Consider the following 8,164-nt stretch of genomic DNA (forward strand, 5'->3'; position numbering starts at 1 on the left):
ATTATTCAACTGCATTGCATTATACATGTATTGATAATGCCCTCCATCGTTTACGACCTTCCAAAAAGAATTTGGATTCATGCCGCTCATGTTAGATTTAAGTCTAAAATTATCTTCAGCTACCATATCTACAACAAAAATATCGAGCAACCCATCATTATTAATATCTGCCACATCAATACCCATACTGTAATATGGCATATGATTTACCGCAGTATTCGTTTTATTAGAAAAAGTACCATCTTGATTATTTATTAACAAACGGTCTGGAGCATAAAAATCATTAGTGACATAAAGATCTGTCCACCCGTCATTATTTAAATCGCTTGCGGAAACCCCATTAGGAAATCCCATTAAAAACAATCCTGCTTTTTTGGTAACATCTTCAAAATGTTTACCAGTATTCCTTAGTAATTTTAAAGTGTATTCGGGTTTTAATAAGGTAGTACCCATAAATTCTGAATAACTCCCAGGATTAGGGGGTTGGGTTAATAATAAAAGATCTAGCCAACCATCTTTATCATAATCAAAAAATGTAGCATGTCTGGTTCGCTGATTATCGTCTATACCATAATCCTCAGCTTGTTCTGTGAAAGTTCCATCTCCTTCATTTATATATAATAAATTTTTTCTTAAGTCCGGTTTGTCATCATACAGCTCCCTGCTTACGTATATATCTAAATGCCCATCATTATTAATATCGGCGACAGTAACACCAGTAGACCAACCGCCATCATTATACACCCCGGAATCCTCAGTAACATCTTTAAAAGAGAAATCTCCTTGATTAAAGTACAACCTATCTTCAACTAGATTTCCTGCAAAAAAAATATCCTGTAAATTATCCCCATTAAAATCGCCAACACCAACACCTGCCCCTCCATAATAATTGGCATATAATAGAATATTAGCTTCTTTAGTGTCCTTTATCTTATTTACAAAATCAATACCTGTTTTATTCGAATTTAATAGTTTAAATCGCTTCTTATTTTGTGAATTAACTGCGCTACTCAACCCAATAATGGCTATACTAAGCAACCAAAACTTAGATAATTTTATAGTTTTTCTCATAATATGAAATTATTTTAAACAAATAAAGGAGGGTTTCCCCTCCTTTATTAAACTACTTAACAAAAACTAACTCAATATTTTCAACACAGAGCACATTTTTAGTTGACATCCCACCATACTTTAGTTGTCCAATCATTGGGCCCACCAATTCTACCAATGGCTTCTTTATAATTTTCTGTATTAGTAAATTCTTCTCCAGAAGGATAAGGTTGTCTTACAGGTATTTTACCCCCGGAAAAGTTTCCAGAATAATTTACTGGAGTCAAGACCGGATAGTCAGACCTTTTCCAATTGTTCCATGCTTCAACAAAATTACCAATCATACCAGTAGAGGCCCAGTACTGTTCGTTAATCATTTTTAACGACGCTTCGGAACTGCTTGTATCAAGAGGATTCGCTATGGCATAAGCACTTGCATCTGTTGGATTAATTTGTGCCCCTCCCATTTTATTAAGAGTTGCCATTGCAGCGGTAACTCCTTCATTATAATAATCTGAAGCCGAACCTGGCACAGTAAGTCCTCTAGCTGCAGCATCAGCAAGTAATAGCTGTACTTGAGAATAAGTCAAAATAAAAGTGGGTACCTCCCTATTTCTATAAATAGCCGTAGGTCTAGAATAGTTTCCTATAGGGGCTAAATCATCACCCATGCCCGTAGACCCAGGAAAACCAGGTGCGTTAGCAACATCAGTCGCTCCACCCTTAAGATCAAAACCATTAGGTAGACCCAATTGTAATGCCGGGTCAGAATCTCCTGCAGCAAGATCTTTATTGCCTGCTAATCCAGCAAGAGGTATTTCCGCAACAATAGTTAATCGAGGATCGTTTGTAGCTTTTAAATAGTCAACAAAAGTTTTACTCCAACGAACCTCATAAAGATCATCAACCACGTTAAATGCATTTGCCGTAGAATTGGTGAAGCCGTTTGCCTCATCCATAGGGGAGAATGCATCGTCTTCTGGTGAGTCGAAAATACCGCCATTTAAAGCCTTTGTTATAAAAGTCTGAGCCGTAGCTGCATCAACTTTTACCAATCGTGAAGCAAATTTCAACATTAACGAATAACCAAATTTACGCCATTTCGAAATATCCCCGTCATAGAGAATATCATTTGTAGGTTTGTCACCTTCATCATTTAGGGTTAATATAGCTGTCTCTAAATCCGCTAACATTTCAGGATATAAACTTGACTGTAATTGATATGATGGAGCCGTAAGCCCCTCATCTGCTTGCAAAGCCTCAGCATACGGAACATCTCCATACACGTCTGAAATAAAACCAATGTCCTGTATTTGCATTATCTTTCCTATACTTGCCAAATTAGTCAACCCTTTTTCTGTTGCTAATTTCTCCAGTTGTTTGGCTCTAGAAGAAGTACTATACTGCCCAAACCAGAAGTTTCCTATATATGAATTAGTACTACCCGAAGCTACGTATTTATCTGCATTGGAATAATAATTGGCTCCACCTGTTGATGTAGAAGCCATCAATTGTACCCACATTACTTGAAACAAGACAGCGCCGCTATAACCATTTCGGTTATTTCCACTATTATAAATCACGTTCGGTAAAATCAAATTGGCATCAAAAACTTCGGCTCCAGCTTTATTCGGATCCGTATTTAATTCTGCGAAGTCGTCATCGCAAGAGAAAGTGAAGAGAAAAAACGACGCAAGGAATATTCTTTTTATATATAAATTCATGATTATTTAATTTTGAAATTAACATTAAGACCTAGCGACCTAGTTGATGGCAAACTAGTACCTTCTATGCCCAAGTACCTCAATTCCGATCCGAAAGTATTTTCCGGATCAATATTCTTAGCCTTTCGCATTAAGAATCCTAGGTTACGAGCCACTAATGAGATATTAATCCCTTTTAATCCTTTTACATTATTAAAAAGTTCCGATGGAAATGAATACCCTAATGTCAGCTGTCTTAATTTTATGAAATCACCATCTACAACACTAGTACTTGTAATGTTTTGAGCCTCTGCTTGGTAATAATCTTGTGCTGAAGAAATCCCCACACCTGTTTCACGGCCTTCCAAAGTAACTTTATTAAGCCCTCTGAATCGCGAATAAAACTCAGTTGCGGACAAAACTTTGTTGCCATAATTGAAATCCAATAAAAAGGACAAACTCAGGTTTTTATAGGAAAAAGAGTTATTCCATCCTCCATAAAAATCTGGAAGTACGGATCCGTAATTTTTGAATTCACCTCTTACTGGCAACCCAGAAGCATCTAAAACAATATCACCAGACCCATCATATTGATAATCATAAGCCCTAATTTGAGGACCTGCTTCACCAACAACAAACGCAGTTACCGCATTTCCTAAAGTTGCTCTGTTTAGACCTAGACCAATTGGGTTATCCAATAAATCGGTTTTCAACACTTCATTCTTAATAGAAGTGAAATTTACAGAGGTAGTCCAAGAAAAATTATCAGTCTGAATTGGCACACCAGTAACTAAAACTTCTAAGCCCTTGTTTTGAATGGAACCGTTAGCGATAACACCACTTCCGAAACCAGAGGACAAACTGTAGGTCGCATTTTGAATTTCATCTTTAGATTTTTTGACAAAATATGCAAGATCTAACGATAACCGGTTTTTAAAGAACCTGAGGTCCAAACCAACTTCTACCTCGCTAGTCGTATAAGGTTTTAAGAAAAGATTCGGTATACGCGTAGGAGAAGAACCAGTAGGAACACCACCTAAAGCGTTACCAGAATTATAATATAATTGGTTCGTATACGGGTCAGTAGGCTCCCCGCTTGTAATTGCATATGAAGCTCGGAACTTAGCAAAATCTAAAGCTTCTATATTTGCCAATTCTGCGAAATTAAAGGCCATAGTTACGGAAGGAGAGAAAATATCATTACTATCGCTAATCGGAGATGATAAAGTTGAATATACATCATATCTACCAGTAGTTGTCAAGGTCAAATATTTCTTATAACTAAACCCAACAGAATAGTAAGCTGATTGAGCCTCTCTCTCACCAAAACTATAAGACCTACCAATATTTACCACGTTAGCAGGTGAGTACAGATAAGGTAACACAAAAGGACCACCACTGACACCAACTAATTCATTTTTATTTTTACGCAAATTGGCCCCCAAAAGGGCATCCACCTCAATATCTTTGGCAACATCAAATGTTGCACCAAAAATTCCATCAACATTGAATTCTGAACTAGTTTTTTGCCCTTTGTTACCTAAACCGCCTTTCAGATCTTGTGTAAAGGCTAGACCCCAAGGGTTAACACTAAAGAAGGTATCGTTAATTGCATCATTACCAACACGAAACAAAGCATAAATATTATCTGTAAAATTATATTTTGTAGAAACAATCGAAATGGTTCTTTTTCTTGTTGGGTCTTCTAGCCCTTTATTCGTAATAAAATAAGGGTTTGTAACATAAATATCATCACTGAAAACCGTTTCCGCCCCAGTATCTGGATTAAATCCAGGTGCAAAAATGTTATGATCGATGTTCGGAGCCAAAAAGAGAAAATTATTTGGGTTCTTCGGACCATCACTTAAAAAGGATTTGTTTTTGGATCTTTCATCGGTGTAGTTTATTGTTGCCGAAATGTTCAGCTTATCCGTAATATCCTGATCTACCGTAAGATTGACCGTATTTCGCTTTAAATTACTATTCGGAACAATGGACTTAGAATTTAAATCGGAGAAAGATATTCTAAAAGAACCTTCTGACCAACCCTTAGAAACAGATACGCTATTCGTAAAATTTGTTCCGGTTCTATAAAAATCAAGGTAATCATTCTCGGCCAGGCTATACTTATATTGTTTTCCATCAAAACCGATAACATCGCTACCGTCCAAACGAGAGCCCCATGACAACCGTCCCGTAGTTCGTGCATCAGTTGCTGTTAAAGGCTTTATTCCAGCAGTCCCTTGTCCGTATTGTTTCTGAAAGTCCGTGAAGTCTACAGCGTTTTCTATTGAAAGGTTACTATTGTAGGTTAAGGACCAACTACCATTTTTATCCCCTTTTTTTGTAGTAATCAAGATAACACCGTTCGAGGCTCTAGAGCCATAAAGAGCAGATGCTGCTTGTCCTTTAAGTACCGTCATCTTTTCAATATCATCAGGGCTTAAATTACCAATACCATCACCTTGATCTGCACCACCCCATTGACCAGCTGAACCACGCTGAGTGTTATCCATAGGCACTCCGTCAATTACAAAAAGAGGAGAACCTCCACCGCTAAGGTTAGAAACGCCTCTCAATTGAATTTTTGAAGTTCCCCCAGGGCCACCGCTTGTACTTTTAACAACAAGACCAGCAACTTTACCTACAAGTGAATTTGCTACGTTAGTTTCACGGGCTTTACTTAAATTCTCCCCACCTACTTCAGTAACTGCATAACCTAGTTTGCGTTCACTTTTTTTGATGCCAAGCGCCGTTACAACAACTTCTCCTAACATTTCAGCATCTTCTTCCATCGAAATATTTAAAACACTTTTACCTGCCACAAGAACATCTTGCGTAGAGAATCCTAAATACGAAAAAGAAAGCACTGCATTGTCACTTACATTTAAAGTATAGTTTCCGTCAAAATCTGTAGAGGTACCATTTGCTGTACCCTTCTCAATAACATTTACACCTGGAAGTGGTGTTCCACTGTTATCGGACACTGTTCCTGAAACAGTTTTATTTTGTGCCATAACACCCTGTAAAAAGAGCAATGCCACAAAAATCAAAAAATAATTAATCTTTTTGTTCATACGAGTTAAGTTTAGTTAGTTTTTACTCTAATTCTTAAAATCCTATTAAATATTCATTTTTTTAAGATAATTTTATGAAGATTTTCGACTAACAACAATGCTCAAAAGCTAAAGGGTACCTTAAACGAAACCGTTTTTGTTGCTAGATGGACTAAATTATAGCTATTCTTACTCCTCCTTTAGGAAACCTTATATTTTAACAGTAATACAACAATAATTTAACGCCCATTAGATTTAAAATAAATTTATTTCATCTATAAATAGCCACACTTTTTTACCTGTAGAACCATGCCAATCTGGACCCAATCCAAAAGGTTTTATCACAATTTTTAAATAGCGATAATTCCCTTTATCTAGTTTTAATATTTGCCTAACCACTTCTTTATTGTATTGGCTTTTTTCTTGCAAACTCTTTCCTCCTATTGGCTTTAAATTATTAGCAGTTTCACCTCCATAAACTTCTATTTTACTTGCCGGAAAAATCCATGATGCAGTATCATACAATACTCCTACAGACATGTTGGATAGTAACTGAGAACTTCCCAAATCAACCTCAATATCAAAAGACTTCTTTAACCCTGTCCATTTAGCATCGCCATAACTTTTAGAACCCGTAAGTTCATCAAACAACATACTACCATCAGCTTCACCATAACTTGGTCCTCCCCATTGATTCATTCTAATTACAGGAAACCCTGTTTTTAATAACGGAAATACACTTTTAAAAAATTGCTTCTCGTAGATTTTACTTGAGTTCAACCCTCTCTCAATTGCAATAGCCTTAAGCATACAATTTTTAGATATCTTAAATGCTTCTGTATATTTTTGAGATTTCTTATTAGGTTCCGAACCATCAAGAGTATAATAAATTTCAGTGTCTTCTCCAGCAGATTCTAACGATACCAAATGAGTCTCTGAAAAATAATAATTAGTATTTGTATCGTAAGGAGATTTTGCTGCTTTAGCAATTACCTTAGGCACGGTCTTAGATATTTTACCTATCGAAGCGCTTTCTTCCGTAGCACCCCAAAATTCGTTTGGCGTACTTCCCATAATAAATTCTAAAGTTCCACCAGTCATTATGGTCTTATGTTCCATAAAAGTTTTATTATATTCTTTTCCATTTAACTTTAAGGATTGCACATAAAAATTCTCTTTAGAACAATTCACAGCCTTTATTAAAAATTGATTCCCATTTTCTAAATTTATGGTAGCTAACTCCTGCAATGGAGCTCCTATTTGGTATGTTAAATCTGCTGGAGAAACTGGATAAAATCCTAATGCGCTAAAAATATACCAAGCAGACATTTGGCCTAAATCTTCATTATTTATCAATCCATCTGGAGTGTCTTTGTACATAGTGGTAAGCACATTATTTATATGTTTTTGCCCTTTCCATGGCTGCCCAACATAGTTATACAAATAAGGCATTTGGTGCCCTGGTTCATCTCCATGCCCATATTTTCCAATAAAACCAGAAATATCGACATGCTGCGCACCCCCTAGTTCCGTGGTATCACTAAAAATTTTATCTAACCACTTACCGTATTTTTCTTTTCCTCCGTGTAATTGAATTATTCCTTGCATATCATGTGGTGTATATGCCGAGTATGCCCATATATTACCGGACACATAATTTGGAATAAGTCCATCCCATTTCGTTATATCTATTTTATTCATAGAACCGTTGCTATAGACAGGATACAAGTATCCGTCTTGCTCATTATATAAAGAGCGATACCCTATACTTCTATTAAAAAACTCCTGTGCCTCTTTTTCTTTCCCTAATTTATCCGCAACTTTTGCTATAACAAAGTCATGGTAATTATACTCCGTAGTTTTAGATACCGACGACCCTGTTTCTGCAGTTACAAAGCCATAGTTTATGTAATCTTTTAACCCACTTACATCATAAACAGCACTATGTTTAGTTAAATCGAATGCAGATTGATACATAGAATTAAATGCCTCTTCTTTATTTATCCCTTTAACATCTTTTAAAACTGCGTCTCCTATCACCGCAGCGGTTGAATACCCAATCATACAAGCATTATCGAACCCAAAAAGCTCCCATACTGGCTGCCCAACCTTTGCTTGTGTATCTCTAGAAATAAGACTATTCACCATTTTAGAGGAACTTTCTTGGTCTAGAAGATTTAATAAAGGCTGCTGTGCCCTATACGTATCCCAGGTAGAAAAATTACTGTATTGTACTTTTTTAGATTCGTATATTTTCCCCTCTACAACATACCTACCATCCACATCCGAAATTATATTTGGTGAAATAAAGCTATGATACATTGCCGTATAAAACGTTCTTTTTCTGGCATCAGA

At 36.3% G+C, this 8,164-nt stretch carries 4 protein-coding genes; all 4 read right to left on the bottom strand.

Annotated features, from left to right (window positions below):
* Positions 1–1,071: VCBS repeat-containing protein (locus tag QZZ51_RS15405; RefSeq protein WP_291871279.1), on the bottom strand; the 1,071-nt coding region annotated here is incomplete at its 3' end.
* A 98-nt stretch (positions 1,072–1,169) separates the two neighbouring features.
* Positions 1,170–2,774 (bottom strand): SusD/RagB family nutrient-binding outer membrane lipoprotein, encoded by a 1,605-nt coding sequence (locus tag QZZ51_RS15410; RefSeq protein WP_291871280.1) that lies wholly within the window; start codon positions 2,772–2,774, stop codon positions 1,170–1,172.
* Between the two features lie 2 nt (positions 2,775–2,776).
* Positions 2,777–5,830 carry a SusC/RagA family TonB-linked outer membrane protein gene (locus QZZ51_RS15415; protein ID WP_291871281.1) on the bottom strand — a complete coding sequence of 1,018 codons (3,054 nt, stop codon included), beginning with the start codon at positions 5,828–5,830 and terminating at the stop codon, positions 2,777–2,779.
* Positions 5,831–6,064: 234 nt separating this feature from the next.
* A partial coding sequence (locus tag QZZ51_RS15420) for a GH92 family glycosyl hydrolase (protein ID WP_291871282.1) occupies positions 6,065–8,164 on the bottom strand: 2,100 nt, incomplete at its 5' end.

This window comes from Maribacter sp., assembly GCF_016744255.1.
GTDB lineage: Bacteria > Bacteroidota > Bacteroidia > Flavobacteriales > Flavobacteriaceae > Maribacter_B.

What these genes read in the sequence shown, in the direction of transcription:
- QZZ51_RS15415 (WP_291871281.1), bottom strand. Translation starts at nt 5,830, where the DNA reads ATGAACAAAAAGATTAATTATTTTTTGATTTTTGTGGCATTGCTCTTT.
- QZZ51_RS15410 (WP_291871280.1), bottom strand. Translation starts at nt 2,774, where the DNA reads ATGAATTTATATATAAAAAGAATATTCCTTGCGTCGTTTTTTCTCTTC.